This is a genomic window from Mycobacterium paraffinicum, from assembly GCF_001907675.1.
Taxonomy (GTDB): domain Bacteria; phylum Actinomycetota; class Actinomycetes; order Mycobacteriales; family Mycobacteriaceae; genus Mycobacterium; species Mycobacterium paraffinicum_A.
In genome coordinates, this window is sequence record NZ_MPNT01000003.1 from 121479 (window position 1) to 147481 (window position 26003).

The 26003-nt window shown below is 68.5% G+C and carries 23 protein-coding genes; 13 read left to right on the top strand and 10 right to left on the bottom strand.

The genetic code is table 11. From position 1 onward, the window contains the following. Window positions 1-9: 9 nt before the first annotated feature. Window positions 10-1203 carry a thiolase family protein gene (locus BRW65_RS05150; RefSeq protein WP_073872004.1) on the bottom strand — a complete coding sequence of 398 codons (1194 nt, stop codon included), beginning with the start codon at window positions 1201-1203 and terminating at the stop codon, window positions 10-12. Window positions 1204-1253: 50 nt separating this feature from the next. Between BRW65_RS05150 and BRW65_RS05155 the strand changes: the two genes are divergently transcribed. Then, entirely contained in the window at window positions 1254-1589 is a 336-nt protein-coding gene (locus BRW65_RS05155) for a Zn-ribbon domain-containing OB-fold protein (RefSeq protein WP_073872006.1), read from the top strand. A 9-nt stretch (window positions 1590-1598) separates the two neighbouring features. On the opposite strand, the gene BRW65_RS05160 is transcribed toward BRW65_RS05155, so the two are convergent. Next, window positions 1599-3761, bottom strand: a complete 2163-nt coding sequence (locus tag BRW65_RS05160) for an acyl-CoA dehydrogenase (RefSeq protein WP_073872008.1) — start codon at window positions 3759-3761, stop codon at window positions 1599-1601. A gap of 108 nt (window positions 3762-3869) precedes the next feature. After that, complete coding sequence (locus BRW65_RS05165) at window positions 3870-4628, bottom strand: SDR family NAD(P)-dependent oxidoreductase (protein ID WP_073872010.1); 759 nt, start codon at window positions 4626-4628, stop codon at window positions 3870-3872. 121 nt (window positions 4629-4749) lie between these two features. On the opposite strand from BRW65_RS05165, the gene BRW65_RS05170 reads away from it, so the two are divergent. From BRW65_RS05170 to adhE, 6 genes are all read left to right on the top strand, one after another. Continuing rightward, complete coding sequence (locus tag BRW65_RS05170) at window positions 4750-6279, top strand: ATP-dependent DNA ligase (protein WP_073872012.1); 1530 nt, start codon at window positions 4750-4752, stop codon at window positions 6277-6279. Between the two features lie 42 nt (window positions 6280-6321). Then, window positions 6322-8589, top strand: coding sequence for a carbon starvation CstA family protein (locus tag BRW65_RS05175; RefSeq protein ID WP_073872014.1), 2268 nt, complete (start codon window positions 6322-6324; stop codon window positions 8587-8589). A 180-nt stretch (window positions 8590-8769) separates the two neighbouring features. After that, on the top strand, window positions 8770-9075 hold the full coding sequence (locus tag BRW65_RS05180) for a hypothetical protein (RefSeq protein ID WP_073872016.1): 306 nt from the start codon (window positions 8770-8772) through the stop codon (window positions 9073-9075). A 179-nt stretch (window positions 9076-9254) separates the two neighbouring features. Next, window positions 9255-10784 carry an Hsp70 family protein gene (locus BRW65_RS05185; RefSeq protein WP_073872018.1) on the top strand — a complete coding sequence of 510 codons (1530 nt, stop codon included), beginning with the start codon at window positions 9255-9257 and terminating at the stop codon, window positions 10782-10784. Between the two features lie 7 nt (window positions 10785-10791). After that, complete coding sequence (locus BRW65_RS05190; RefSeq protein WP_084187715.1) at window positions 10792-11544, top strand: nitroreductase family protein; 753 nt, start codon at window positions 10792-10794, stop codon at window positions 11542-11544. A gap of 299 nt (window positions 11545-11843) precedes the next feature. Then, complete coding sequence (gene adhE / locus BRW65_RS05195; RefSeq protein WP_073872020.1) at window positions 11844-14474, top strand: bifunctional acetaldehyde-CoA/alcohol dehydrogenase; 2631 nt, start codon at window positions 11844-11846, stop codon at window positions 14472-14474. Here adhE and BRW65_RS05200 read toward each other — a convergent pair. Together BRW65_RS05200 and BRW65_RS05205 are read right to left on the bottom strand one after the other, a co-directional pair. After that, complete coding sequence (locus tag BRW65_RS05200) at window positions 14459-15415, bottom strand: LLM class F420-dependent oxidoreductase (RefSeq protein WP_073872022.1); 957 nt, start codon at window positions 15413-15415, stop codon at window positions 14459-14461. The two genes, adhE and BRW65_RS05200, sit on opposite strands and share 16 nt — an antisense overlap. A gap of 232 nt (window positions 15416-15647) precedes the next feature. Continuing rightward, window positions 15648-16340, bottom strand: coding sequence for a sensor domain-containing protein (locus BRW65_RS05205; protein ID WP_073872331.1), 693 nt, complete (start codon window positions 16338-16340; stop codon window positions 15648-15650). A gap of 258 nt (window positions 16341-16598) precedes the next feature. Here BRW65_RS05205 and BRW65_RS05210 point away from each other — a divergent pair, with 258 nt between their 5' ends. The 4 genes from BRW65_RS05210 to BRW65_RS05225 are packed head-to-tail and all read left to right on the top strand — an operon-like array spanning window position 16599 to window position 21081. After that, window positions 16599-17795 (top strand): acetyl-CoA C-acetyltransferase, encoded by a 1197-nt coding sequence (locus tag BRW65_RS05210; RefSeq protein WP_244167988.1) that lies wholly within the window; start codon window positions 16599-16601, stop codon window positions 17793-17795. After that, on the top strand, window positions 17792-18574 hold the full coding sequence (locus BRW65_RS05215; RefSeq protein ID WP_073872026.1) for an enoyl-CoA hydratase/isomerase family protein: 783 nt from the start codon (window positions 17792-17794) through the stop codon (window positions 18572-18574). The genes BRW65_RS05210 and BRW65_RS05215 overlap by 4 nt, the downstream gene beginning before the upstream one ends. Beyond that, window positions 18571-19719, top strand: a complete 1149-nt coding sequence (locus BRW65_RS05220; protein ID WP_073872333.1) for a CaiB/BaiF CoA transferase family protein — start codon at window positions 18571-18573, stop codon at window positions 19717-19719. Before BRW65_RS05215 ends, BRW65_RS05220 begins: the two co-directional genes overlap by 4 nt. Next, complete coding sequence (locus tag BRW65_RS05225) at window positions 19720-21081, top strand: acyl-CoA dehydrogenase family protein (protein WP_244167989.1); 1362 nt, start codon at window positions 19720-19722, stop codon at window positions 21079-21081. A gap of 149 nt (window positions 21082-21230) precedes the next feature. Here BRW65_RS05225 and BRW65_RS05230 read toward each other — a convergent pair whose 3' ends face one another. Continuing rightward, entirely contained in the window at window positions 21231-21920 is a 690-nt protein-coding gene (locus tag BRW65_RS05230; protein WP_208611759.1) for an MspA family porin, read from the bottom strand. 232 nt (window positions 21921-22152) lie between these two features. On the opposite strand from BRW65_RS05230, the gene BRW65_RS05235 reads away from it, so the two are divergent. Then, on the top strand, window positions 22153-22353 hold the full coding sequence (locus tag BRW65_RS05235) for a hypothetical protein (protein ID WP_244167990.1): 201 nt from the start codon (window positions 22153-22155) through the stop codon (window positions 22351-22353). 13 nt (window positions 22354-22366) lie between these two features. On the opposite strand, the gene BRW65_RS05240 is transcribed toward BRW65_RS05235, so the two are convergent. From BRW65_RS05240 to BRW65_RS05255, 4 genes are read right to left on the bottom strand one after another with little or no spacing between them, the layout of a single operon-like run. After that, window positions 22367-23326, bottom strand: coding sequence for a phosphotransferase family protein (locus BRW65_RS05240; RefSeq protein ID WP_073872030.1), 960 nt, complete (start codon window positions 23324-23326; stop codon window positions 22367-22369). Then, window positions 23327-24127 carry an SDR family NAD(P)-dependent oxidoreductase gene (locus BRW65_RS05245; protein WP_073872032.1) on the bottom strand — a complete coding sequence of 267 codons (801 nt, stop codon included), beginning with the start codon at window positions 24125-24127 and terminating at the stop codon, window positions 23327-23329. Window positions 24128-24171: 44 nt separating this feature from the next. Then, window positions 24172-24600 carry a DoxX family protein gene (locus BRW65_RS05250; RefSeq protein WP_073872034.1) on the bottom strand — a complete coding sequence of 143 codons (429 nt, stop codon included), beginning with the start codon at window positions 24598-24600 and terminating at the stop codon, window positions 24172-24174. Further along, window positions 24597-25514, bottom strand: a complete 918-nt coding sequence (locus BRW65_RS05255) for an alpha/beta hydrolase (RefSeq protein ID WP_073872036.1) — start codon at window positions 25512-25514, stop codon at window positions 24597-24599. Before BRW65_RS05255 ends, BRW65_RS05250 begins: the two co-directional genes overlap by 4 nt. 67 nt (window positions 25515-25581) lie before the next feature. On the opposite strand from BRW65_RS05255, the gene BRW65_RS05260 reads away from it, so the two are divergent. Further along, window positions 25582-25905, top strand: coding sequence for a DMT family transporter (locus BRW65_RS05260; RefSeq protein ID WP_084187716.1), 324 nt, complete (start codon window positions 25582-25584; stop codon window positions 25903-25905). Window positions 25906-26003: the final 98 nt, after the last annotated feature.

Consider the following 26003-nt stretch of genomic DNA (forward strand, 5'->3'; position numbering starts at 1 on the left):
CAGGCGTTTTCAGCATGTCAGCAACATGCAGCCGGCGACGGGCCCGCCCCCGACGGACACGACGCCCACGTCCGGGCGACGCGATACCTGCCGCTCCCCCGCTTCGCCGCGCAGCTGCAGACAACCCTCGTGCAACGCCCAGTAACCGTGCATGCGCCCGGCCGAGAGCTGACCGCCGTAGGTGTTCACGGGAAGTTCACCGTCGCGGGCGATCCGCGCGGCGCCTTCGACGAACGGCCCGGCCTCGCCGTCGCCGCAGACCCCCAGCGCCTCCAGCCACGCGAGGGTGAGATAGGTGAAGCCGTCGTACAACTCGGCGACCTTCAGATCGGCCGGCTTGAGGTCCGTGCGCGACCACATCTGCGCCGTCGCGTCCGACATCGCCATCTTCGGGTAGTCGTCGCGGTGGAACCAGCCCCCGGCACCGTCGGATCCGCCGATCGCCTCCACCGCCACCGCGCGGTGCGGGCAGTCCCGGGCGTATTCCGCGTGCGAGACCACCACCGCGATCGACCCGTCGATCGGGACATCGCAGTCCAGCAGCCCGAACGGGGTGGACACCGGCCGCGCGCCCAGGTAGTCGGCCATGGTCATCGGGTCGCGGTAGACGGCACGCGGGTTCAGGGCGGCGTTGCGCCTGCCGTTGAGGGCCACCCAGCCCAGCTGTTGCTTGGTGGTCCCGTACAACTCCATGTGGCGCGTGCAGTTGAGCGCCAGCCAGTTCGCGGCCGAGTAGGCGTTGGCCGCCACCAGGTCGTTGACGTCGTCCATCGCGCCGACGGCGGGGCGTTCCGCACCCTCCGGCGTCTCGAACATCCGGGCCAGCGGCGGCGCGGGCGCGTTCTCCTGCGGCTTCACCGGGACATTGCCCCCGAGCATTTGAATGGTCCGGTACACCACCACGTGCCGGGCGCGACGCTCAGCAACCGCGCGGCACGCCGACATCACCGGGCTGAGCAAGCCGCCGGTGCCGAAACCGGACCCGCAATCGGCCGCTTCGATCCGCAGCTGGGCGTTGACCTCCCGGGCGGGGGTGTCGCCCAGCGTCGCGATGCCGTCGATGTCGGAGGCGACCAACCCGGCGTCCTCGATGGCGGACCGCACCGCTTCCATGGTCAGGTCCAGGCCCGCGATGCCGGTGCGCCGGCCGATCCGCGAGATACCGATGCCGGACAGGATCGCGTCCTTCTCGAAATGCGTCATGCACACCGCCCGTCAGACCATCGAAATCAATTGAGTGTACTGTATTCGTCGTGCCGGACGAGCCGCTGCTCATCGACTACTGCGCGGACTGCGCGCGCTGGGTGCATCCGGCGACCGGACAGTGCCGCGCCTGCGGCGACCGACTGGTGGCGCGACCGGTGTCCGGGCGTGGCACCGTGTTCACCTACACCGTCAACCACCATCCGTACAACCCGGAGATCCCAGTTCCGTACGTGATCGCGATCGTCGAACTCGCCGAACAAGAGGGTCTGCGGGTGGCGGCCAATGTCGTTGACTGCGAACCTGATTCGGTTAGGTGTGGCATGCCCGTCGCCATTCGGCCGGACCGGGGCAGCGGCGGGGCCCCGCTGTTCGCGCCCGCCTGACCCGGGCGGCTAGTTGATCAGCGGGTCGCGCGGCATGCCGAGGATGCGCTCGGCGATCTGATTACGGGTGACCTCCGAGGTGCCGCCGGCGATCGCCATGCCGCGCGCTCCCATCACCAGCCGGCCCACCACCGCACCGGGCCCGTCCATCAGCGCGACCTCCGGGCCCGCCAGCGCCGCCCAGATCGCGGCCCCGTCCATCATGTGCTCGGCCAGCTTCAGCTTGGTGATGTTGCCTTCCGGGCCAGGCCCGGCCCCCTCGACGCTGCGGGCCGCGCGACGCAGGTTCAGCAGTCGCATCGCGTGGTCGTCGGCGAGGAAGGAGCCGATCCGAACCGGCGCCCCCGCCAAGCGATCTGACTGCTGCGCGAGCTGCACGAGGGCGGGCGCCAAGCCCTCGTAGTACGAACCGCTGCCGCCGATGGTGACCCGCTCGTTGCCCAGCGTCGCGCGCGCGACCGTCCACCCCGAATTGGGCGTGCCGACGACGTCCTCGTCGGGGACGAACACGTCGTTGAAGAAAACCTCGTTGAATTCCGAGCCGCCGGTGATCTGCCGCAGCGGCCGCACCTCGACGCCCGGGCCCTTCATGTCGATGATGACGGTGGTGATACCGGCGTGCTTGGGGGCGTCCGGGTCGGTGCGCACGGTGGCCAGGCCGCGCGCGCAGTACTGCGCACCGCTGGTCCAGACCTTCTGCCCGTTGATCTTCCAGCCGCCGTCGACGCGGACGGCGCGGGTCTTGACCGACGCCGCGTCGGAGCCGGCCTCGGGTTCGGAGAACAGCTGGCACCAGATCTCCTCCTGACGCAGCGCCTTCTCCACGAATCTTTCGATTTGCCAATCGGTTCCGTGCTGGATCAGGGTGAGGATCACCCAGCCGGTGATCGAGTAGTCGGGGCGCTTGATGCCGGCCGCCCGGAACTCCTCCTCGATCACGAGTTGCTCCACCGCGTCGGCGGCCCGGCCCCAGGGCTTGGGCCAGTGCGGCATGACGTAGCCCGTCTCGATCAGCTTGTCGCGCTGCGCCGCTTTGTCCAGGGCGGCGATTTCGGCGGCGTCGGCGCGGATCCGGGTACGCAATTCTTCGGCCTCGGGCGGCAGGTCCAGGCTGTTCTCCCGTTTGGCGCCGGCGGCGGTGCGCTCGAAGACATCCCGGGCCGGCGCGTCACCGCCGAACAGCGCCGTTATCACCAGCGCGCGGCGCAGGTGCAGATGCGCGTCGTGCTCCCAGGTGAAACCGATACCGCCGTGCACCTGGATGTTCAGCTCGGCGTTGCGCGCATAGGCGGGAAACGCCAGGGCCGCCGCCACCGCGGCGGCCAGCTGGAACTGGTCCTCGTCCTCCGACGCCGCGCGCGAGGCGTCCCACACGGCGGCGACGCCCGATTCGGCGGCCACCAGCATGTTGGCGCAATGATGTTTGACCGCTTGGAAAGTGGCGATGGTGCGCCCGAATTGCTGTCGCACCTTGGCATAGTCCACCGCGGCGTCGACGCAGTCCGCCGCGCCACCCACCGCCTCGGCGGCCAGCAGCGTCCGCGCCCGGGCCAGCGCGGAGGCCCGCCCGCCGGTCAGGATGTCGTCGGCGCCGAAGCTCACGTTCTCGAGGCGGACGCGTCCGGAACGCCGGGTCGGGTCGAAGTTATTCGGCACCTCGACCGATACGCCGGCACGGCCGCGCTCCAGCAGCAGCACGTCCTCGCCCGCGGCGATCAGCAACACCTCGGCCAGCCCGGCGCCCAGCACGATCCCGGCGTCCCCGTCGGCGACGCCGTCCTTGAGCCGCACCCCGCCGTCCAGACCGATCCCAGCGGTGACGGTGCCGTCGATCAGCCCGGGCAACAGCCGCGACTTCTGTTCGGCGCTACCGTCTTTGGCGATCACCGCCGACGCGATCACGGTCGGCACGAACGGCCCCGGCGCCACGGCCCGGCCGAGTTCTTCGACGACCACCACGAGTTCGGGCAGCCCGAACCCGGACCCGCCGTGCTCTTCGTCGATATGCAGGCCGAGCCAGCCCAGTTCGACCAGGTTCTGCCAGAACGGCGGGCGGGGTTCCTCGGCGGCATCAAGCAGCGAGCGCGCCGCCCAGCGGGCCTTGTGCGAGGTCAGGAACGCGCGGGCGACCTCGGCGAGTTCGCGGTGGTCGTCGGTCAGTGCGATACCCATAAGGGGCCCTCCTCGCTACCGGCTGGGTAGCCTGCCCCGCTTCGAGGGGAAGCGGGGCGGCTGCCTAAAGAGTGTACTTAATGCGAGGAGGGCAACCCGTGAGGGTGGCTACTTGGGCGCGAAGCGCTGGCCGGCGTCCAGCCGCAGGCACTGGCCGTTGAGCATCGGGTTCTCGACGATGGCCGCCACCAGCTTGGCGTACTCGATCGGCCGGCCGAGACGCTTGGGGAAGGCGGCGTCCTTGGTCAGCGCTGACGCGAATTCGTCGGGAATCCCCTGTGTCAACCCGGTGGCGAACAGGCTCGGTGCGATCGCGAGCACGCGGATGCCCAGCGAGCCCAGGTCGCGGGCCATGGTCAGGCACATGCCGGCGATGCCCGCCTTGGCGGCGGTGTAGGCGACCTGCCCGATCTGACCCTCGAAGGCCGCGATCGACGCGGTGTTGATAATGACGCCCCGCTCTTCGTCCTCGGGCTCGTTCTCGGCCATGTGCGCGGCGGCCAACCGGCTGATGTTGAAGGTGGCGATCAGGTTCAGGTCGATCACGGATTGGAAGGACTCCAGGTCGTGGGGACCGGACTTGGTCATCGTCCGCTTGGCGATGCCGCCGCCCGCGGTGGTGACGATGACGTGCAGGCCGCCCAGCTTGTCGACGGCGTTCTGCAGCGTCTCCTCGGTGCCCTTGAAGTCGGTGACATCGACCGGATAGAACGCGCCGCCGATGGCCTCGGCCACCGTCTTGCCGTCGGAACCCTCGCGGTCCAGGATGGCGACCTCCGCCCCGCGCTCCGCCAGCAGCTCCGCGGAAGCGCGGCCCATCCCCGACGCGCCGCCGATGACGACGACCTTCTTCCCGTTGATCTCCATCCGGACCCTTCCTTTCGGGTTGTCAGATCTCTAGCAATCTGTAACGTTACGCAGGAACGCTAGCCTGCGCGCCGCCGAGGGTTGACCCCGCCTTGTCCGAGAGCCATGCCAAGCTGATTTCGTGCTCCTTGTCGACGTGGCGACCACCTCACTTGACGTCGGCGGCACGTCGTCACGGCTGAGCAAGGTCGCCCACATCGCCGACCTGTTGCGCCGTGCCGCCGACGAGCGCGACGAGGTCGCCATCGTGGTCTCCTGGCTCTCGGGTGAGCTGCGCCAGCGCCAGATCGGGGTCGGCTGGGCCTCGCTGCGGTCGCGGCCACCGCCAGCGTCGCATCCGACGTTGACCGTCGCCGGGGTGGACGCCGGCTTCTCGGAGATCGGGGCGGTGTCGGGCAAGGGATCCCAGGCGCGGCGCGCCGAGCTCATCGCCGGCCTGTTCGCCGCCGCGACCGACACCGAGCAGACCTTCCTGCTGCGACTGCTCGGCGGCGAGCTGCGCCAGGGGGCGCTGGCCGGGATCATGGCCGACGCGGTGGCCAAGGCCGCCGGCATCCCCGTCGCGGCGATACAGCGCGCCGCGATGTTGGGCGGGGATTTGCCCGGCGTCGCGGCGGCCGCCATGGGCGGCGACGCCCGAGCGCTGGACGCGTTCGCCCTGCGCGTCGGCCGGCCGGTCGGCCCGATGCTGGCACAGACCGCGGCGGCGGTGTCCGACGCGCTGGAACGCCACGGCGGCACAACGATTTTCGAGGCCAAGCTGGACGGCGCGGGGGTGCAGATCCACCGGTCCGGCGACGAGGTCACCGTCTACACCCGAAGCCTCGACGACGTCACCGCCCGGCTGCCCGAAGTGGTGGAGGCGACGCTGGCGCTGCCGGTGCGTGACCTCATCGCCGATGGCGAGGCGATCGCGCTGCGGCCCGACAACTCACCGCATCGCTTCCAGGTCACCGCGTCACGGTTCGGCCGATCGGTCGACGTGGCTAAGGCCCGTGCGGCCCAACCCCTTTCGGTGTTCTTTTTCGACATACTGCACCGCGACGGCGTCGACCTGCTCGACGCGCCGACCGCCGAGCGGCTGGCCGCCCTGGACGCTCTGGTGCCGGCCGCGCAGCGCGTCGATCGGCTCGTCACCGGGGACGCCGCCGAGGCCGCCCGGTTTCTGGAGGCGACGCTCGCCGCCGGCCACGAGGGCGTCATGGCCAAGGCGCCGGACGCGCCGTACCAGGCCGGCCGCCGCGGCGCGGGCTGGCTGAAGGTCAAGCCGGTGCACACGCTGGACCTGGTGGTGCTGGCGGTGGAGTGGGGATCGGGGCGCCGACGCGGCAAGCTGTCCAACATCCACCTGGGCGCGCGCGACCCCGCCACGGGCGAATTCGTCATGGTGGGAAAGACTTTCAAAGGCATGACGGACGCCATGCTGGACTGGCAGACGGTGCGGTTCAGCGAACTCGCTGTCGGCGGGACCGACGGTTACGTCGTGCGGCTGCGGGCCGAGCAGGTGGTCGAGGTGGCCTTGGACGGCGTCCAGAAATCGTCGCGCTATCCCGGCGGTGTGGCGCTGCGGTTCGCCCGCGTGCTGCGTTACCGCGACGACAAAAGCCCGTCCGAGGCCGACACCATCGATACGGTGCGCACGCTGTACTGACAAACCGGGCGCTGCTCGTTTCGCGCGCGTAGGGTTTCGCCCGTGGCAGTGAAAGTGCACGACAAAGACGTCAGCTACATCCACACCGACGACCAACTGCCGCCCGTCGCGATCGTCGACCGCTCCCCCATCACCGTCCGGCACAAGGTCGTGTTCGGGGCCATCGCCGTCGTCGGTGCCGTCGCGTGGGCGATCATCGCGTTCGCGCGCGGCGAGACGGTGAACGCGGTCTGGTTCGTGGTCGCGGCGATCTGCACCTACGTCATCGGGTTCCGGTTCTATGCCCGGCTGATCGAACTGAAGATCGTGCGCCCGCGCGACGATCACGCGACCCCGGCCGAAATTCTCGACGACGGCACCGACTACGTGCCGACCGACCGGCGGGTGCTGTTCGGCCATCACTTCGCCGCGATCGCCGGGGCCGGGCCGCTCGTCGGCCCGGTGCTGGCCGCCCAGATGGGCTATCTGCCGTGCAGCCTCTGGATCATCCTCGGCGCGGTGTTCGCCGGCGCGGTGCAGGACTACCTGGTGCTGTGGATCTCCACCCGGCGGCGCGGCCGGTCGCTGGGCCAGATGGCGCGCGACGAGCTCGGCGTCGCCGGCGGCGCCGCCGCGATGGTCGGCGTCCTGGTCATCATGGTGATCATCATCGCGGTGCTGGCGCTCGTGGTGGTGCGCGGACTGGCCCAGAGTCCCTGGGGCGTGTTCTCGATCGCGATGACCATCCCCATCGCCCTGTTCATGGGGTGCTATCTGCGGTTCCTGCGACCCGGGCGGGTCGCCGAGGTCTCGCTGATCGGGTTCGCGCTGCTGATGCTCGCGGTGGTCGCCGGCAATTGGGTTGCCGAAACCTCTTGGGGCGCATCGTGGTTGAACCTTTCGCCGGTGACGGTGTCCTGGCTGATCGTCAGCTACGGCTTCGTGGCGTCGGTGCTGCCGGTGTGGCTGCTGCTGGCGCCGCGCGACTACCTCTCGACGTTTATGAAGGTCGGCGCGATCGCCATGCTGGCGCTCGGCATCTTCATCGCGCACCCGGTCATGCGGGCGCCCGCGGTCTCTGGGTTCGCCGCCCGCGGCGACGGGCCGGTGTTCCCCGGTTCGCTGTTCCCGTTCCTGTTCATCACCATCGCGTGCGGCGCACTGTCCGGCTTTCACGCGCTGATCTCCTCCGGGACGACGCCCAAGCTGCTGGAGAAGGAAAGCCAGATGCGCTTCATCGGCTACGGCGGCATGCTCACCGAGTCGTTCGTCGCGGTGATGGCGTTGGTCAGCGCGTCGATCCTGGACCAGCACCTGTACTTCGCGCTCAACGCCCCGGCCGCGCAGACCGGCGGCACCGCGGCCACCGCCGCGCACTACGTCAACGGACTCGGCCTGTCGGGGGCCCCGACGACCGCGGACCAACTCACCCAGGCCGCCGCCGGCGTGGGTGAGAAATCGATCGTGTCGCGCACCGGCGGAGCCCCGACCCTTGCGGTCGGGATGTCGGAGGTGCTCAACCGCGTGCTCGGCGGGGCGGGCCTCAAGGCGTTCTGGTATCACTTCGCGATCATGTTCGAGGCGCTCTTCATCCTGACAGCGGTCGACGCCGGCACCCGCGTCGCGCGTTTCATGCTGTCCGATGCGCTGGGGAACCTTGGCGGACCGCTGGCCAAGCTGCGTAACCCGAGTTGGCGCCCGGGCGTGTGGCTCTGCAGCCTGGCCGTGGCCGCGGGCTGGGGCAGCATCCTGCTGATGGGGGTGACCGATCCGCTGGGCGGGATCAACACGCTCTTCCCGCTGTTCGGCATCGCCAACCAACTGCTCGCGGCGATCGCGCTGACCGTCATCACCGTCGTCGTCATCAAGAAGGGCCTGCTGCGGTGGGCCTGGATTCCGGGGCTGCCCCTGCTGTGGGATCTGGCGGTCACGTTGACCGCGTCGTGGCAGAAGATCTTCTCGGCGGATCCCAACGTCGGATACTGGACCCAGCACTTCCTGTACGTGGCGGCGCGCAACGCCGGCAAGACGTCGTTCGGTTCGGCCAAGAACGTCCATCAGCTCGACGCCGTCATCAGGAACACCTTCATCCAGGGCACCCTGTCGATATTGTTCGCGCTGGTCGTAGTCCTCGTGGTGATCGTGGGAATCATCGTGGCGCTGGGCGTGATTCGCGGGCCCGGTCGGCCGCTGACCGAGGAGGCCCCGGTCCCGTCGACGCGGTTCGCGCCGTCGGGTCTCATCGCCACCTTCAGGGAACGGCAGGTGCAACGGCAGTGGGACGAGCTGCCCGCAGCGACGCCCGCGACTGTCGCCGCCCGCAAGCACTGACTGTTTGAAGAGGTGCGCTCGGCCGGAAATCGCGCCGGGTGGTACCTAACCCGTCGCGGCGGCGAGCTCCGCCGAAACAGGTAGTGAAGTACGCATGTCGGGCGTGATAGTTGGCCGTACGGTGACTACATAGGGCAAAACGCCTGGTCAACCGGGGAAACGGCAAGGAAGGTGCTCGAAATGATGGTTCCACTCACGGGACTTCCCGACACCAACGCGTCCGTCGACGCGGCCGGTCATCAACAGCCCGCGGCGCTGCAGGCCGAAGTTTCATCCACCGAAGTTCTGATCACTCCGCAGCAGGTGCTGTTCAGCACCGCGGCCGCGCTTGCCGGCCGCGAGAGCATTGGCGGGCGGCTCGTCGCCATCATGCGGCGAATATTCGCAACCGCGCCGCACCCGTCGAGTCCGCGGCCGCGGTACTGCCCGCGACGGTACGGATTCCTCGAAGACGCGCTCATGGCGCGCGAAATGGAAAGGCTATGAACGGCCTGACCGTCGTCGCCTCCGCTGTGCTGATGGTGCTCATCGCAACGGGGACCTACAACCTGCAGTGGTGGCTCGAGCGTTGCGATTACGAACGCCATTTCGAGGACTGAAGCGAGGGCGGCACGCCACGATAAATGGTTGCCCCAAAGTCCCCTGTGCGGTCCTAAAATTGCGCGATGAGAGTCGGCATCGACTTTGGCACCACCCACACCGTCGTTGCGGCCGTCGACCGAGGCAACTATCCCGTCATCTCGTTTGACGGCCTCGACGCGTGGCCGTCGATCGTCGCGGCTAACGCCGCCGGGGAGCTGCGGTTCGGCGCCGACGCCGCCGCGGTCCGGCACGACCCGGGCTGGTCGGTGCTGCGGTCGTTCAAACGCCTGCTCAACGAGGCCGGACCGCAGACCGAGGTGAGCCTGGCCGGCCGCAGCCATCGCCTGGCCGACCTGCTCACCGAGTTCCTGGCCCAGCTGAAAAGCGACCTGTTGCGCCGCTCCAATGCCAACCTCACCGCGGGGGAAACCGTCGAGGCCGCGATCAGCGTGCCGGCCAACGCCTCGAGCGCCCAACGCCTCTTGACGTTGGACGCGTTCGTGGCGGCGGGCTTCCACGTCGTCGCGCTGCTCAACGAGCCGTCGGCCGCCAGCCTGGAATACGCGCACCGCTACCGCTCCACCATCACCGCCAAGCGGGAGTACGTCCTCATCTACGACTTGGGCGGAGGCACCTTCGACGCCTCGTTGCTCAAGATGACCGGACACGCGAACGAGGTCGTCATCAGCGAGGGCATCCAGCGCCTCGGCGGCGACGACTTCGACGACGCGATCGTCGAACTGGTCCTGGAACGGTCGCAACTGTCGGGCGTGGACGCGGCGGCCCGCGACCTGCTGCGGGAGGAGTGCGCCGCCCGCAAGGAGGCCGTGGGGCCGCAGACGCGCCGGTTCCTGGTCGACCTCACCGGGGTCGGCGGGGCGGACCGGCCGCCGTTCTCCTGCCCCGTCGACGACGTCTATTCGGTGTGCGCGCCGCTCGTCGACGAGACGATGAAGTTGCTCGACCGCGTGCTGCACAATCCGGCCGACGGCGGCACGGGCGTGACGTGGTCGGAGGTCGCCGGCATCTACGTCGTGGGTGGCGCCGGCAGCTTCCCGCTGGTTTCCCGGATGCTGCGCACCACCTTCGGCGACAAGCGGGTCAAACGCTCGCCGCATCCCTTCGCGGCCACCGCGATCGGCCTGGCGGTCTTCCTCGACAAGGAGTCCGATTTTGAGCTGTCCGAACGCTTCTCGCGCAACTTCGGGGTCTTCCGCGAGGCCGAGGCCGGCGCCGGCGTCGTCTTCGACCCGATCGTGTGCAAGGACGTCTCCCTGCCCGCCGACGGGAGCGCCCCCCTGGTGGTGAAGCGGTCCTATCGCGCGGCGCACAACATCGGCCACTTCCGGTTCGTGGAATGCAGCCGCCTGGTCAACGGCCGACCCGACGGCGACGTGACGCCCTACGACCCGGTGCTGTTCCCCTTCGACCCGGCGCTGCATGATCGCGACGACCTCGGGCGCCAGCCGGTCGGCCGGTGGCGGGACGGGCCCGACGTCGAGGAGCGCTACGTCATCGCACCCAGCGGCGCGGTGGAAGTCACGCTGACCACGCAGCCGGCCGGATTCGAGCGCACCTTCCGCCTGGAGCGCCGCTCCCCCGCGAGCGCCTGACGCGCCCATGGAGCTCTATGACGTCATGCGAACGACGTTCGCGGCGCGTGAATTCACCGACGACCCGGTGCCCGACGATGTGCTGGCGCGCATTTTCGACAACGCCCGGTTCGCCCCGAGCGGCGGCAATCGACAGGGCACCCACATCACCGTCGTGCGCGACCCCGAAGCCCGGCGCCGGCTCGCCGAGCTGGGCAAGGCCGCGGCCCGCCGCTACGTCGCCCAGCTGCAGGCCGGTGAAAACCCCTGGAATCCAATCCATCCCAGCCGGGTGCCGCAGGACGTCATCGACCAGACCGACATTCCCGACACCTTCGTCGCGCCGATCACGAACGCGCCTGTCGTCCTTGTCTTTTCGGTCGACCTGACCGTCGTCGCCTCGATCGATCAGGACCTGGAGCGGGTCGGTCTGGCCGGCGGAGCGTCGGTGTACCCGTTGATCTGGAACGTCCTGCTGGCCGCCCGCGCCGAGGGGTACGGCGGCACGATCACGACGATGGCCATCGCGGCCGAGGACCAGGTTCGCCGTTTGCTGGGGATTCCCGATCTGCACGCGATCGCCGCGGTGGTGCCCATCGGCAAGCCGGTGCGCCAGCTCACCAAACTGCGCCGCCGCCCGATCGCGGAATTCATCACCCGTGACCGTTTCGACGGTCCGGCGTTCGAAGGCTCAGACGAGGATTCCGCACGGCCACCTGGCTCATCACCCGATGCTGCACCGGGCTCGGACGCGCGCTCGCCGAAGCGGGTGCCCCGCTAGGCATTTCGGTGGCGATCGTCGAGCCGTGCGCACCTCGACGACCACGCCGGCGCCCTCGTGGCCAGCATAGTTGGGCTCGGGCGCCGGAATGCGCGCGTAGACCTCGGTCAGCAACGCCTTGAGCATGGTGCGAGCGAGCCAGCCTCGCGAGGCGCGTGACCGCGAGTACCGGCGCCCGGACCGTCCCCGCGGTGACCTGGCCGGGCCGGCTCGTCGAGGGCCTTTCAGCCCTAGGCGCACCGGTGGTTTCTGCGCATCCTGGAGCCCGCAGTGTCCCTTCCCAAGCCGAGAACGCGATCATGACCACCACGCAAACCGAACCAAGCTCCGTCGAAGCTCCCGACGCGGCCGAACAGCGCAGACACGAAGTCGACGCGATCGTCGACGCGGCGGCCGCGGCGGCCCGGGAGTTCCGGGGCCTTGACCAGCAGCAGGTCGATGCGATTGTCGAGGCGATGGTGCGCGCCGGGGTGCGAGCCGCGGGGGAACTGGCAAGTGTCGCGATCGAGGAGACGGGCTTCGGCGTCTTCGAGGACAAAGTCGTCAAGAACTACGTGGCCACCGAGTTCCTGCACGACTACCTGCGGGGCAAGAAATCGGTCGGGGTCGTCGACGAGGACGTCGAGCACAACATCGCCTATGTGGCCGAGCCGATCGGGGTCGTCCTGGCGATCACCCCGGTGACCAATCCGACGTCGACCGTGCTGTTCAAGGCGATCGTCGCCGCCAAGACCCGCAACGCCATACTTTTCCGGCCGTCACCGTATGCGGTGCGCTGCTGCGAGCGCAGCGTGGAGATCCTCCGCGCTGCAGCCGAAGCGGCCGGGATGCCACCGGGGGCGCTGCAAGTCATCCCCGACGCCGCACACGAGGTGACCCACTACCTGTTCAAACACCCGAGGGTCGACTTCATCTGGGTGACCGGTGGACCGAAGATCGTCGCGCTGGCGAATTCGGCCGGAAAGCCCGGGCTGAGCGTCGGTCCCGGCAACGCGCCCATCTACATTCACAAGACGGCGGACATCAAAGGCGCCGTCGTCGACATCCTGATCTCGAAAACCTTCGACTCTTCGGTCATTTGCCCGGCCGAGCAAACCTGCGTCATCGACGACGAGGTGTACGACGAGATGATGGCCGAGTTCGAGCGGATGGGCGCCCAGTTGCTCACCCCGGACCAGTCAAAAGCTTTGGCAGACTTTGCGTTTGGCTGCGGGGACAAGATCTCGCTGGACGCGGTCGGACAGAAGGCGTCCGAGCTGGCCGCCCGCGCGGGCTTCAGCGTGTCACCGACCGTGAAGGTGCTGCTGGCACAACTGCCCGCCGACCTGGACGAACTCGCTGCGCATCCCCTGTTGGCCGAGAAGCTGATGCCGGTGCTCGGGGTGGTGCGGGCGAGCAGCGTCCGGCACGCGATCGATGTCGCCGTCCTGGTCACCGAGCACGGCGGCCTGGGGCACACCTCGGCCATCTACGCCAACGACGAGGAGGTCATCGACGCATACGGCCTCGCGGTCCGCACCGGCCGCATTCTGGTCAACGCCCCGACTGCCGTCGGCGCCCTCGGCGGGGTCTACAACAACCTGACCCCCACCTTCTCGTTGGGCTGCGGCACGTGGGGCGGATCCAGCACGACGGAGAACGTCAACTACCGGCAGCTGCTGAACATCAAGACGGTCTCGCGTCGCCGCACCCCGCCGCAGTGGTTCCGCGTCCCGTCCAACACCTACTTCAACGAAGGCGCCCTGGACAACTTGCGCGAACTCGACGGCGAAACGGTCGTCATCATCACCGATGCCCTCACGGAGGAACGCGGCGTCGTCGACCAGCTGCGCGGCAAGTTGCGCGCCGAGCACGTGCAGGTCTTCAGCGACGTGACGCCGGAGCCCGACGAGACGACCATCCGCCGCGGTGTCGCGCTGCTGCAGCGGGCCCAACCCGATCTGCTGATCGCCGTGGGCGGCGGTTCGGTGCTCGACGCCGGCAAGGCGATCCGGCTGTTCTACGAGCACCCGGAGAAGAGCCTCGAGGAGTTGACGATGCCGTTCCTCGATCCCCGTAAGCGCGTGGCCGACTATCCGGTCGACCGGCATCGGGTCCAATTGGTCGCGGTTCCAACCACATCGGGTACCGGTTCGGAGGTCTCGCCGGCTGCGGTGCTGACGGTGGGTGGCAAGAAGGAGACGCTCGTCGATTACAGCCTGGTGCCCGACCTCGCGATCGTCGACCCGGTCCTGACCTCGTCGATGCCGCAGAAGCTGACCGCCGACACGGGCATCGACGCGCTGACCCACGCCCTGGAGGCCGCGGTCTCGATCTTCGCCTCGCCCTATACGGACGCGTTGTGCGCCCAGGCGGCTCGACTGATCTTCGACGCGTTGCCCAGGGCATACGACGACCCCGACGACCTGTCCGCGCGGACCGACATGTCCAATGCGGCAACCCTTGCCGGGCTTGCCTTTTCGAACGCGTTCGTCGGGACCAATCATGCGCTCGCCCACGCCGTCGGCGCGAGATTCGGGATCTCGCACGGCCGGGCGAACGGGATCTTCCTGCCGCACGTCCTGCGCTACAACGCGAGCCTGCCAAGCAAGTTCATGCCCGCGCCGGGATATTCCGCCTACGTGGCGCCGGACAAATACGCACAGCTCGGCCAGCTGATATTCGGCGGCCATGAGCCCGACGAATCCCGCGCCCGGCTATTCCATGGGGTCGACGAGCTGCTGAACCGACTCAACATCCCGCGATCACTGCGGGAGTACGGCGTCGACGAGGAGCAATACCTGGCCGCGCTGCCCGCGCTGGCGATGACGGCGTTCGAGGACCTCAGCAACCGCACGAACCCGCGGATGCCGTTGGTCAGCGAGATCACGGCACTGCTTCGGCTCGGCTTCTACGGCACTACCGAAGGCGGCGCTCAGCCACGCAGCTGAGGCAGCACATCGCGCTCGTACGCGGCGAAGAACCCGTCCATGTCGGGGCCGATCTGTTGGACGTACACCTCGTCGATGTCGGCGTCGACGTACTCGCGGACCTTCGCGACATGGGTGTCGGGGTCCGGGCCGCACGTGACGACCTCGGCGACTTGGTCCGGTGTCACCAGTGACATCAGGGCGGCGAAATCCTTGGGCCGCGGCAAGGTTTGCGCCGATTGCCCGGGCAGCGCGTCGTTGCCCCATAACCGGTGCGCCACCTTCAGCGCCGTGTCGGCGTCTTTGTCCCAGCTGACCTTGGTGCCGCCCTGCACGGGCTTGTTGCCGCCGCCGGACTCGCGGAATGTCTTGACGAGGTCGGCCTCCGGCATCACCAGGACGTAGCCGTCGCCGATGCGCCCGGCCAGCTCGGCGCCCTGCGGCCCGAAGCCGGACACGTAGATGGGCACCGGTTGGTCCCGCCGGGTGTAGATGCGGGCCTCCTGGACCTCGTAGTGCTTGCCGTGGTGGCTCACCTCGTCCCCGCGGTGCAGCAGACGGATGATGTCGACCGCCTCCTCCAGCATCTCCTGACGCACACCCACGGACGGCCATGCGTCGCCGAGGATGTGTTCGTTGAGAGCCTCGCCACTGCCCACCCCGAGCACGAAGCGCCCGTCGAGTTGCACGGCCGCGGTTGCCGACGCCTGCGCGATGATCGCCGGGTGCGTCCGGATGGTCGGGCAGGTGACGGCGGTGCTGACTGGCAGCGACGTCACCTCTGACAGAGCGCCGATCACACCCCACACGAACGGGCTCTGGCCTTGTTCGTCGTTCCAGGGATGGAAGTGGTCCGAGATCCACAGCGCCTCGAACCCGGCCGCCTCCGCCCGCTTGGCCTGGTCGATGAGTTCCTTAGGGCCGTACTGCTCGCAGGACAGGAAGTATCCGATCTTGGTCATGGCGGCGGGCTACCCGCTGCGCGGCGCGTTATGCACCGCACTCGCTGTTTATCCGGTCCGCGCGGCACGGGTCCGTTGGCTCATCCGCCGGGCGCCTCGGCGCACCCGAATCACACTACCGGGCAGGAGGTTACGCAGCGCCGAGCGCCGGCCGTTTACGACCGAACGGCGCTTCTGACCAAAACCGCTTTGCAGCAGACACTTTCGTCACCAAATCCGAACGAACCGGAGTTCAGGCGATCTTCTTTGCGATCCGTTTGGCGATCTGGGCTCCCCGATCGCCGACGTGGTCGGCACATGCGCTCACGTCGACGACGACGTTGTTGGCCGTGGTCAACGCCCGCTGGCACGCCCAGCCGTCCGCACCCTCCTCTTGAAACCGAGTTACCGTCAGCACGCCGTCGTCGACGGCGGCCTTGTTCAGCATCCAGTAGTGGGGGTGGGGGTCGCCCGGGTCGTGGAGATCGACACGGCGGTTATCGCAGTTGGCCCAGCCGGTCACCTGGCCGGCATAGAAGTTATGGGCGGTCATTGCCTCGGGAAACGTCACCACCGCCTGGTAGGCGATGTGATCCGCACGATCGCGGTGGTCCTTGAGTTCCTGCACGCGCACCGCGGTCCAGCCGCTGCCTTCGTAGGAGTATTCCTGCGCTTCGGCCCATACCAGGCATCCATCCTCGAGGGGACGATTGGTGTACATGGTGTCGCCGGAAGCCACGACCTCCATGTGGGCGTCCATGATGTCGCCGACATCCCCGCTGTCGAGCAGCAATCCGGACAGCGCCGCGGGCGGCAGCGGTTGCGGGGCATGGCCCAGCGTCGGAGCCGCAACCACCCGCCCGTCGGTGGTCATGGTGCATCCCGTTGTCAGCGCGGTCAATACCACGAGCGCCAACGCGTGCCGCTTCCCCGCCGCATCCCTCATCGGTTCATTTCCCCGCCCCCACCGCTGCATCGTCACCAAGCCTAGGTTGCTGATTCGGCGCGCCGCGACCGCGGCCGGAAACAACACATCGGGCGAAAATCGTTTCGCCCCGGAGTGCCGTGCCGCCCGAGCGCGAGAATCCCTTCGCCAATTTGGAGAAGGTAGTTCTCCACAGCCGAGAGACGATTTACGATACCGGTGATCTGTGAGCTCCCCGAATGATCGGAGTCCGTCATCGACGCCTGGATTCTCGATGCGGTGCGCACGCCCCGCGGCCGGGGCCGCCCCGACGGCGGCCTGCACGGCGTCCACCCGCAGGCCCTGTTCGCGCGTTGCCTCACCGCGCTCGCCGAGCGCACCGGCTTCGAGCCGGCCGACGTCGACGACGTGATCGCGGGCAACGGCATCCTCGGTGGCGACCACGGCGACGACATCGCGCGGCTTGCGGTTCTCCTCGCCGGTTGGCCCGAGACAGTGCCGGGGATGACGCTGAACCGATTCTGCGGATCGGGCCAACAAGCCATCACCGTCGCAGCATCGTCCATCGCCGCCGGCAACGAGGATCTGGTGATCGCCGGCGGAGTCGAATCGATGTCGCGGTGGGGCGTCACCGTGGGAGCCCCGACGATCGACGGCCAGAATCCCGCCTTCCGAGCGCGGTATCCTACCGTGCCACAGGGCATTTCGGCCGACCTGATCGCGACCCTGGAGGGGTTCACCCGCGAGACCGTCGACGCCTACGCCGCCCAGAGCCAGGAGCGCGCCGCCGTGGCGATCGACGAGGGCAGGTTCGCGCGTTCGCTCGTCGACGTGGCCGCGCCGAACGGGCCGGTCGAGCGCGACGAACACCCCCGCCCCGGCACGACGACCGAGACGTTGGCGCGGCTCAAGCCCGCCTTCGCCGCGATGGGCGATGCCCGCGCCGACGGCGAGCCGCAGACATTCGACGAAATCTGCGTTGAGCGCTACCCCGGCATCGGCCACGTCGATCACGTGCACCACGCGGGCAATTCGTCCGGGGTGGTCGACGGGGCCGCCGCGGTGCTGGTCGCGTCTTCCAACTGGATGCACGCCGCGGGCGTCACCCCGCGGGCACAGATTCGCGCCGCCGCGGCGATCGGTAGCGAACCGATCATCATGCTCACCGCCCCCGGACCGGCGGCCCAGCGCTGCCTGGAGCGCGCCGGCATGGCGGTCGAGGACATCGACCTCTGGGAGATCAACGAGGCCTTCGCCGCGGTTCCGCTCAAGACGATGCGCGATCTCGACATCGACCCCGAGGTGGTCAACGTCAACGGTGGCGCCATTGCGCTGGGCCACCCCATCGGCGCCACCGGGGCGATGCTCCTCGGCACCCTCCTCGACGAACTCGAACGGCGGGACCTGACAACGGGTCTGGTGACCATGTGCACCGGCGGCGGAATGGGTACGGCAACCATCATCGAGCGGGTGTGACGGTGCCCCAAACCCTGGAGCTGGAGCGGCCGGGCGATGGGGTCGCAGTGTTGCGCCTGAACCGCCCCAAGCAACTCAACGCCATCAATGAGGCGATGCAAACCGAATTGCGCCAGGCGCTCGCTGATTTGACCGCCGATCACGCGGTGCACGCCGTGTTGCTCACAGGCGCCGGCCGCGGTTTCTGCGCCGGGATCGATGTGCGCGATTTCGGTCCTTCGATGCTGGATGCCACCGCGCCCGCGCTGGACCGGATGCGCTTCCAGGAGCGGATGGCCGCCCTGGCCGAGGCCGTGCGGGCGTTGCCACAACCCGTCATCGCCGCCGTCAACGGGCCGTGTGTCGGGGCCGGACTCGCGCTGTGCCTGGCGGCCGACGTCCGAATCTGTTCGCAGGTCGCGTCGTTCGCCAACGCGGCCATCTTGCTTGGTCTTTCCGGCGCCGAGATGGGCATGAGCTACCACCTGCCGCGCATCGTCGGCACCAGCGTGGCCGCCGACTGGATGCTCACCGGGCGCACCGTCTCGGCCACCGAAGCCGACCGGCGCGGCCTGGTCAGCGAGGTGGTCGAATCTGACCGGTTGGCGGAGCGGGCCGTCGAACTGGCCGCGCTCATCGCGAGTCATTCCCCGTTGGGCGCGCAACTGACCAAGCGCGCGCTGCAGGTCAACACCGACGCCGCCAGCCTCTCGGCGGCGCTGGAGCTGGAGAACCGCAACCAGGTCATCTCGCACGCCACGGGCGAGGCGGCCGAGCGCCGCAAGAAATGGTCCTCGTGACGGGCCCGCTGCGCGGCGTGCGCATCGTGATGATGGGCGGTTTGGGCCCCGCCCCGTTCTGCGGAATGTTATTGGGCGATTTGGGCGCCGACGTCATCCGCGTCGACGGCCTGCCCGCTGTGGACGGGGCCCTCCCCATCGACTACACGGTGCGCCGCAGCCAGCGGTCGCTGGCCGCCGACGTGAAGGATCCCCGCGGCAGGGAGCTGGTTGATCGTCTCATCGCCGACGCGGACGCCTTCGTCGACGTGTACAGGCCCGGGGTGGCCGAACGACTGGGCATCGGCCCGGACGAGCTGTGCGAGCGCAACCCTCGACTGGTCTACGCCCGGATGACCGGCTATGGGCAGGACGGACCCCTGGCGGGCCACGCCGGTCACGACATCAACTACATCGCGCTGGCGGGCGCCCTCCACGGCATCGGCACCGCCGAATCCCCAGTGCCGCCGTTGAATCTGGTCGGCGACTACGGCGGCGGCGGGATGCTGTTGGCCGTGGGCCTGCTCAGCGCCATCCTCGAGGCCCGTCAATCCGGCGTGGGTCAGGTGCTCGATGTCGCCATGGTCGACGGGGTGGCCACGCTACTGACACCGTATTTCGGGATGATGCCCGCCGGCACCTGGCGCGACCGGCGCAGCGACAATCTGCTCGACGGGGCCGCCCACTTCTACGGCGTGTACGCCGCGGCCGACGGCGGCCACTTCGCCGTCGGCGCAATGGAGCCCAAGTTCTACGCGGAGCTGTGCGATCGCCTGGGCGTCGACGTGCCGCACGACGACGACGCGCCGGGCGCGTGGGCCGCCCACCGCGCCACCCTGGCCGCCCGCTTCGCTGAGAAGTCGACCCAGGAGTGGCAGCGTCTCCTCGACACCCCGGGATGCTGTGCGACACCGGTGCTTTCGCTCACGCAGGCGCCACGACACCCTCATCTTGCCGCGCGGCAAACGTTCATCGACATCGACGGCGTCACCCAGCCCGCGCCGGCGCCCCGGTTCTCCCGCACCCGGCCGCCCACCCCCACGCCGCCATCGCTACCCGGTGACCACACGCGCGCGCTGCTGGTCGAGTTGGGGTTGAACGCACAAGAGATCACCGAGCTTGTCCAAGCGGGCGTGGTGGCACAAAGCAACCGAGAGGGACGATAAATGTCGTGGGACTTCTCCACCGATCCCGAATGGGCGCGGCAACTCACCTGGGTCGAGGAATTCGTGCGCGAGGAGTGCGAACCGATCGACATGATCGTCAAGGAATCCCATGACCTCAACGACCCGGTGCGCCAGGCGCTGATTCCACCGCTGCAAGACATCGTCAAGGAGCGGGGCCTGTGGGCCACCCACCTCGGGCCGCACCTGGGCGGCCCGGGCTACGGTCAGGTCAAGCTCGCGCTGCTCAACGAGATCCTCGGCCGCTCGGAGTGCGCGCCGATCGTGTTCGGCTCCCAGGCTCCCGACTCCGGCAACAGCGAGATTCTGGCGCACTACGGCACGCCTGAGCTCAAGGCGCGCTATCTCGAGCCGCTGCTCGACAACCGCATCGTGTCCTGCTTCTCGATGACCGAGCCGCAGGGCGGTGCGGACCCGAAGGTCTTCCGCACGACCGCGGTGCAGGATGGGAATCACTGGATCATCAACGGGGAGAAGTGGTTCTCGTCGTTCGCTTCGATGGCGTCGTTCCTGATCGTGATGGCCATGACCGATCCCGACGCGCCTCCCTATCAGCGCTATTCGATGTTCGTCGTGCCCGGTGACACGCCCGGGATCAACGTGTTGCGCGACGTCGGCCTCGGTTACCAGCCGATGGGCGGTGGGCGCGAGGGCTACGTCCGGTACGAGAACGTCCGCGTGCCGGCCGACCACATGCTGGGCCCGCGGGGCGGGGCCTTCGTCGTGGCGCAGACCCGCCTGGGCGGCGGACGGATTCATCACGCGATGCGCACGGTCGGCCTGGTCCGCCGGATCTTCGACATGCTCTGCGAGCGGGCGGTGTCGCGGTACACGCAAGGCGAGGTGCTGTCCAACAAGCAACTCGTCCAGGAGATGATCGCCGACTCCTGGATGGAGATCGAGGCCTTCCGGCTGCTGACCCTGCAAACCGCTTGGAAGATAGACCAATTCGACGACTATAAGGCGGTGCGGGCGGACATCTCGGCGGTGAAGGCGATGATGCAGAAGGTGCTACACGACGTGTCGTCGCGGGCGCTGCAGCTGCACGGGTCGCTGGGCACCACTCACGAGATGCCGTTCGTGCAGTATTTGGTGGAGTCGTTCGTGCTGGGACTTGCCGACGGCCCGACCGAGGTGCACAAGGTGACGCTGGCGCGGTTGCTGCTGAAAGATCGCGCCCCCGCACCCGACCTGTTCCCGTCCGAACATCTGCTGCGGTTGCGCGCGGCGGCCGAGGCCAAGTTCGCCGACAAGTTGGCCGGCGTCCCGCGCCGCGTGGCGATCGCTAGCGCGGCGGAGCCGGGCGAAGCGGGTCGCCACCATCGGCCGCGTGGCGATCGCTAGCGCGGCGGAGCCGGGCGAAGCGGGTCGCCACCATCGGCCGCGTGGCGATCGCTAGCGCGGCGGAGCCGGGCGAAGCGGGTCGCCACCATCAGCCGCGTGGCGATCGCTAGCGCGGCGGAGCCGGGCGAAGCGGGTCGCCACCATCAGCCTTAGACGGATTTGGTGACGCCGACGTACGACAGCACCACGTCGGACAGATCCGTCATCCGGGTGAGCACCGCGTAGGAGCGGATGAACGACTGGCCCACGCAGCCGTCGATCTTGATGTGGAAGTTGCTGATCATGACCCAGGGATTCGCTCCCTTGAATTGTTTCTTGATCACCGGCACCGTGATGACGAGGCCGGGCTTCATGCCGACGCTCATCGCGCCGTTGATGGGGGCGGAAATATAGGGCAGCAGGGGTGGCAATGTGCCGGTGGTGTCGAAGGTCGGGCTGACGCCCGGGATGAGGCCAGCACCGCCCTCCATGATCACGCCGTTGGATGTACTCATATCGATGCCACAGCCGATCTGGTAGCCGACTTCCAGGATGCCGTGGGGCTCTTCCGATCCTTTCAGCGAGCCGACGAAGATGCCGCTGGCCACGTATTCGCGCGACGCGATGGAGGTGGTCAACGGCGCCACCGGAACCTGCGCCTCGTCCTTCGCGCCCAGTCCCAAGGTCCAGCCGTCTGGGGTGTTGAGGATGACCGGGGGATTCGAGGGCACCGCTCCATCGGCGGCCGGCGCAGCAGTCGCACCGGCGGGCTCGACCTCGGGATCGGCGGCAGTGGAGGGCGCCGCGATCAGCGAGGTGAGGAGGCAAACGGCGACGATCAGGGCGCGACGAACGACCACAGCTACCGGCCTCACGCATGACAACGTACGGACTCACCCTTTCGAGTCGCGAAATTTGCTGGGCGGCCGATCGAAGTTGTTGTCCGTTCGTGACTCTTATGCGATATGGACGCCAAATGTAGGATTAGGCTCAGTTAGCCGGCAGTTCAGGCAAGCGACGGAAGGGCCCGCGATGACGAGGCGTAGGTGCGCTGCTCTACTTGTCGCAGCTTTGACGGCCCTGGGAGCTTTGATGGGCGGTGCCGGGATGGCGGCCGGCGTAGCGCTCGCGTCCCCGGATCCCGGTCAGCAGCCCGATATCTCGGACGCGATCGACGAATGGCCGATCGAGTTCCCGTCCTTCCTGACGAACCCCGTCGACGAGAGTGGCTTGGCAGGCGACTGGGGCGGCGTCGGAATGTGGTGCAACAATCTTCACGCCAACTGCGCCTGACCAACTACGCGGGTCAGTCCAGCAGTGACCGCGCCCGGTCCAGCAATCCCGGCAGCGTCGCCGCCATCGCTTCCAGTTCCGCTCGCGGGGACGCTCGCCGCCGATTGTGCTTGACGATCAGCGACCACGTCGCCGCCGACTTGAAACAGGCGAGCGCGCTGAACCACGCCATGTCGGTGACAGTGCGGCCCAGTGCTTTCCGGTAGATCTCGGCGAGCTCGTCGACGGGCGGCACCGCGACTGCCGAGCCCGGGACGCGCCGGTAGGTGTCCGGATCGCAGTTGATCAGGAACCAGCCCGCGTCGATCCGCGGATCGCCCACCGACCAGATCTCCCAATCGATCACGGCGTTGATGCGGGCGCCGGCCGCCATCAGGTTGCCCAGACGGAAATCACCGTGCACCACGCTTGGCCCCATAGCCGTTGGCGCGCAACCCAACAACGCGTCGCGCACCCCCGGCCAACCGGGCACCAGCGCCGCGTCGACGGTCTGCAGCGTCTCACACCACCGCCGGACTTCGGCGGTCGCATCGACGATCGGTTCATCACCGAGGCCCACTTCCCTGGGCTGCAGGCTGTGCAGCGCGGCCATGGCCCGGCACGCGTTGCGGTACCGCTCGGCCAGATCGCCACCGGCGGCACAGCCGTCGAAAAGCGGCTCCACACATTCCCCATCGACGTGTGACATCACGAACAGCGGCGGCGTGTGGGGCGGTTCCCCCGGGTCCTCCCACAACACCTCCGGCACCGGAACCGCCTTGCCCGCAAGGGCTTTCAAGACGCGGGCCTGCCGCAGCACGTCGCGATGCGCGACCGGTTCGACGCCGGGCGGAGCGACCTTGATGACCACGGGCCGGCCGCCCAGCGCACCGCGGAACGTCAGGCTGGAGGCGCCCCCGGCGAGTGGGGCGACCCGGGTAACTCCGGCGCCCGTCAGGCGCCGCCGCAGCGCCTCCGGATCGAGCTCGGCCATTCAACCGGTGGGCTGGGTCCAGCCGACCTCGGCGAGGAAGGGCTGTGTGTGCGCGATGCGCCCGGTCAGGCTCTTCGGGTCACCGGTACACAGGCGCAAGGCCGTCTCGGTGATCAGTTCGATGTCTTCGGTGTCGGTCTTGGCCAGGTCGAGGATGCCGGCGCCGGGCGTGGCCACGGGATTGCTGGGGGCGGCGGCGTTGACGGCAATCCCGTCGTCGTACAGTTCTGCCGCAAGGCTTTTCGTCAGCCGGTTGAGCGCGGCCTTGACCGTCCCGTAGAAGCCGAAGCCCGCGGTGCGGTCGAACTCGGAGAACGGGGGGCCCGGCGGCAGGTCGCCGCCCAACGAGGTCAGGTTCAGGATCCAGCCTCGCCCGCGCTCGCGCATCGCCGGAATCGCCAACTGGCTCAACTGCAGCGGGCCGAGGACGTGCATCTCCATCATCAGGCGGGCCCGCCGTTCGGGGAAGCCGTCCAGGGGCCGCAGGAAGGTCACCGCCGCGTTGTTGACCAAGATGTCGGGGGCGCCGACGGCGCTGACCACATCGGTGAAAAGCCTTTCCCGTTCCTCGGGGCGCGACAGGTCGGCCTGGACCGCGACGGCCTTCCCGCCGGCGGCCACGATCTCGTCCAGGGTCTCGCCCAGCGAGCCCTGGTACCTGGGATCGGGGTCCATCGTGCGGGCGGTCAGGGCGACCGTGGCGCCGCGCGCGGCGAGCCGTGCCGCGATCGCCTTGCCCAGCCCCCGGCTGCTGCCGGTGACGAGCGCCACCATCCCATCGCAGCGTTGGTCCGCGCTCATCCTCGACCTCCTCGGAAACGGCTTCTCCGTGTCAGAGAATGCCATTATCGCCGGTCGAGCGGAAGTGGCCTGCCGCGCAACGCGTCGATCGAGCAACTCCCGCCACCGGTGAAGACGAGCAGGAAGAAGGCAAAGCAGAACAGGATGGACAAGCCGCCGCCGTTGCCCGCCGGTGGGTCGGCGACCGGCCAGAGCGCTTGCGGTTGGTGGATCCAGAAATAGGCGACCGCCATCTCCCCCGAGGCCACGAAGGCGACCGCGCGGGTGAACAGACCGGCGGCGATCAGCACACCCGCGACGACTTCGATCAGCCCGGCGTACCAGCCGGGCCAAGAGCCGACCTCGACGCGAACCGGCGACGGCACGGGCCAATCGAACAGGCTCCTCGATCCGTAGGCGGCGAAGAGCAGACCGTAGACCACCCGAAACACGCTCAGCACCGCCGGGGCGTAACGGCTCAGATCCTTTGTCACGTTTCAGAGGTTACGGCCGCGGTCCAGCCGAGCAGGCGCCGCCAGAGCCGATGCCGGCTCGACGCCATGTTGTGGCAGTGTGCGCTGTCGGCCAGCACCACGGTGGTGATGTCGGGGCAGGCGCGATAGAAGCCGGCCTCGGCGCGCGGGTCGGGCGACACGTCGACGGCGCCGTACCCGAGCATCACCGGAACGTCGATCTGCGCGGCGCGCTCGGCGACGACGCCGGGAATCATGGCGGTCCCGAACACGCGGGGCACCATCGATTTCGCGACGACGCAGTCCGCCGCGACGACGTCGGCGGGGACGTCGGCCAGATGAAACCAGCTCTGCAGATGCTCGCGCGGGCCCTCGAAGTAGGGCTGCGGCAACGCGGCAAGGATCTCGCGCGCGAGGTCGGCGCGTCCCCGCGCGGTTGCCGACCGGGCGATGAAGGCGGGGTCCAGGTTCAGCGGCGCGACGTGTTGATTCGTGCAACCCAGCAGGGCCAGCGCGGCGTAGCTGGAGAACAGCGCCTGCTGGGTGATGGCCAGGTAGCCGCCTAGGGAATGCGCGAGGGCCACCGGCGGCGCCCGGACCCCGACGGCGTCGGGTAACGCGGACACGGCGTGCGCGAGGGCGGCAGCGATATCACCGAAGTCGAAATCCCGTGCTGGTTGCGAGCTTTCACCGGTGCCTAGTGGATCGATGGTCGCCACGGCGTAACCGTTCTCCGCGGCGAAATCGGCGAAGCTATATCCGTGCCGGCCGGGAATGCGCAGATCCCAGTAGTCGCGGCTGTAGGTGCCGCCCGGCAGGCAAACCAAGAGTCCGAGCGGCTCCCCGCGGGCGGGATAGTAGGTGGCCGCAAGCGACGCCTGCTCCCCGATCACGTCGCCGACGTCAAACGTCAACGGCCGAGCGGCAAACGTCATACGGCGCAATCCTGCCATGCCCTGTCCTGTACACACATAGATGTACGTCCGTACGCAAGGAGGCGTCTTGACCTATGTGTTTCTCCTCTGCGCCATCGTCGCGGAGGTGATAGCGACGAGTCTGCTCAAGAGCACGGAAGGTTTCACCCGGCTCTGGCCGACCGTCATCTGTCTGACCGGTTACGCCGTCTCGTTCGCGCTCTTGGCGGTGTCGATCGCGCGGGGCATGCAGACCGACGTCGCCTACGCGTTGTGGTCGGCGATCGGCACCGCCTTGATCGTGCTGATCGCCGTGTTGTTTCTCGGCTCGCCGGTGTCCGTCGCAAAAGTCGTCGGCGTCGGGTTGATCATCGCCGGCGTGGTTACGTTGAACCTGTCCGGTGCGCATTGAGGCGAGGCGCGGTTTCGTCGCCGGGCCGTGAGCTGGTGTTTACGTAACGGCCTTCAACCGCGCGCCTGGTGTGCAAACATCGCTGCCAGAATGACGCT